The sequence below is a fragment of the Bradyrhizobium sp. UFLA05-112 genome, from assembly GCF_053572325.1.
In genome coordinates this window covers 1-1,742 of the sequence record NZ_JBANBK010000195.1, presented here as the reverse complement: position 1 = coordinate 1,742, position 1,742 = coordinate 1, and the positions used below count along the sequence as shown (strand labels likewise).

Here is a 1,742-nt window from a genome sequence, read left to right as displayed (position 1 = left end):
CCCCGTTCCGTCCCGCGCCCGGTGTCGGCAATGGCACTGAGGCCGAGAAGGATCCGGCGGAAGCCGCCGCCGAAGCCGACATGGACGAGGACGACGAGTTCGAGAACCAGATGTCGCTCGCGGCGATCGAAGCCGAGCTCAAGCCGAAGGTCGTCGAGATCTTCGACAAGATCGCCGACAACTACAAGAAGCTGCGCAAGCTCCAGGAGCAGGACATCCAGAACCAGCTCGAGAGCACGACGCACGGCCCGTCGCTCTCGCCGCACCAGGAGCGCAAGTACCGGAAGCTGAAGGACGAGATCATCGTCGAGGTGAAGTCGCTGCGCCTCAACCAGGCCCGCATCGATTCACTCGTCGAGCAGCTCTACGACATCAACAAGCGCCTCGTCTCGCACGAGGGCCGCCTGATGCGTCTTGCCGACAGCCATGGCGTCGCGCGTGACGACTTCCTGCGCAACTACACCGGCTCCGAGCTCGATCCGCGCTGGCTCAACCGGGTGTCAAAGCTTTCGGCCAAGGGCTGGAAGAATTTCGTCCATCACGAGAAGGACCGCATCAAGGACCTCCGCCACGAGGTACATCAGCTCGCGGCGCTCACGGGTCTCGAGATCGGCGAATTCCGCAAGATCGTGCACTCCGTGCAGAAGGGCGAGCGCGAAGCCCGCCAGGCCAAGAAGGAGATGGTGGAAGCCAACCTTCGCCTCGTGATCTCGATCGCGAAGAAGTACACCAACCGTGGCCTGCAGTTCCTCGACCTGATCCAGGAAGGCAACATCGGCCTGATGAAGGCGGTCGACAAGTTCGAGTATCGCCGCGGCTACAAGTTCTCGACCTACGCGACGTGGTGGATCCGGCAGGCGATCACCCGCTCGATCGCCGACCAGGCGCGCACCATCCGCATCCCCGTGCACATGATCGAGACGATCAACAAGATCGTGCGCACCTCGCGCCAGATGCTCAACGAGATCGGCCGCGAGCCGACCCCGGAAGAGCTCGCCGAGAAGCTCGGCATGCCCTTGGAGAAGGTGCGCAAGGTCCTCAAGATCGCGAAGGAGCCCTTGTCGCTCGAAACACCCGTCGGCGACGAAGAGGATTCACATCTCGGCGATTTCATCGAGGACAAGAACGCGATCCTGCCCATCGACGCCGCGATCCAGTCGAATCTGCGCGAGACCACCACGCGCGTGCTCGCCTCGCTCACGCCGCGCGAAGAGCGCGTGCTGCGCATGCGCTTCGGCATCGGCATGAACACCGACCACACGCTGGAAGAAGTCGGCCAGCAGTTCAGCGTGACGCGCGAACGTATTCGTCAGATCGAAGCGAAGGCGCTGCGGAAGTTGAAGCACCCGTCAAGGAGCAGGAAGCTGCGGAGCTTCTTGGACAATTGATTCGAGTTTCAATCAGAACGAAAACGGCGGGCCGACAGCCCGCCGTTTTTCTTTGACCCGGCTCTCGCCCCGTCATTGCGAGGAGCGCTTGCGACGAAGCAATCCAGGCTGCGGCTCGTATTCACCAGGCGATGGCCCGAACTATGTCCGCTTCTCCTCCAACGGCAAAACAAAAGAGTGGACGGTGCCCGACTTCGGAGATGAGGCAGTTGCGGACGTTCAACATGCGGTCGGAAGCGGAGGCCGGACAGGCTCCCTAGCGCAAATGGCGGACGAATGTCATTCGGCCTGCAATATTGACCCCCTAAGCCGGGGGATCGGCGTCCAAAATTGACCCCCGCATTGCCTCATCGA

The 1,742-nt window shown here is 61.9% G+C and carries 1 protein-coding gene; it reads left to right on the top strand.

What is annotated here, in order from left to right; translation table 11 throughout:
* Nucleotides 1–1,388 (top strand): RNA polymerase sigma factor RpoD (gene rpoD, locus SO180_RS42310; protein ID WP_449384695.1); only part of this gene is annotated, 1,388 nt, incomplete at its 5' end.
* Nucleotides 1,389–1,742: the final 354 nt, after the last annotated feature.